Source organism: Halomonas sp. NPDC076908 (assembly GCF_050269715.1).
Taxonomy (GTDB): Bacteria; Pseudomonadota; Gammaproteobacteria; order Pseudomonadales; family Halomonadaceae; genus Vreelandella.
This window is the reverse complement of record NZ_JBNNIW010000027.1, coordinates 32,687-33,580: the sequence shown is the minus strand read 5'-3', so window position 1 is coordinate 33,580 and position 894 is coordinate 32,687. Positions and strand designations below refer to the sequence as shown.

Genomic DNA, 894 nt, shown 5'->3' with positions numbered 1-894 from the left:
TCCTACAATGGTACGGTGCCTTATTACTGCGCTGGTGCCCAATCCTACTTGTAGGAGGGAACTTTAGCTCGCGAATGTTTGGGCACTAGCCTTATTCGTTGTTAAAGCCACGCTGCATTCCAAAAGCTGTATTGATTAATATTGGTGGCAAGCCCGGCTCTCAGTGGGTTACCAACAATATAGCGAGCAACACTTTTCAAATCTTCTTCTTGGCGAATCATGCGGTCATGAAACCCATCTTGCCAAATACGTTCTCCGATGGCTAATGACACATAGCTTTTATAACGACGAATGGCCTCTGAAAGCTCTCCATTAAGCTGTAAAAGCCAATGTATATGATCAGGCATTACCACAAAGGAAAGAGTGTTCGCTGCTTTAGTTACACGAGGGTGATAGAAATTTCTGGAAGCACTGCAGGCATGTTCAAACGTAAGAAAGTATGGATAACGCTTTTGCGTAGCAATGGTAATTAGGTAGTGGCCGCCCTCTACGGAATATCTACCTCGCCGCAGTGCATGGCCTTTCTGCATTTCCCTAGAACTCCCAAACGGTAGTTATATCTAAAAGCTAATTTTAGCTCGCTTTATCTGTGGTTTTCAATTTTAAGTTCTTGGAGTAGGTTTGGATCTCAATTGTTTAGGTATCTAGCCTACTTAACCTAAAGGACGCCTTCGGCACCCTTCGTTGAAGTGTCGAACCATCGATAAATCGCCCTCCCACAATAGTGTGGAGCCTGATTATTGCGCTGGTGCCAATAGCGATTTGTAGGAGGGAGCTTCAGCTCGCGAAGATTTAAGCACCTAGCCAGCCGAACCTAAGGGGTGCCTGCGGCACCCTTCGCCCACTGGAAGTGGCCTCCTACAATGGTGTGGAGCCTGATTATTGCGCTGGTGC

General features: G+C 46.5%; 1 protein-coding gene. It reads right to left on the bottom strand.

Annotation, left to right across the window (positions count from 1 at the left end):
- Positions 1 to 101: 101 nt before the first annotated feature.
- Entirely contained in the window at positions 102 to 530 is a 429-nt protein-coding gene (locus ACQKE4_RS14915) for an REP-associated tyrosine transposase (RefSeq protein WP_427389152.1), read from the bottom strand.
- Positions 531 to 894: the final 364 nt, after the last annotated feature.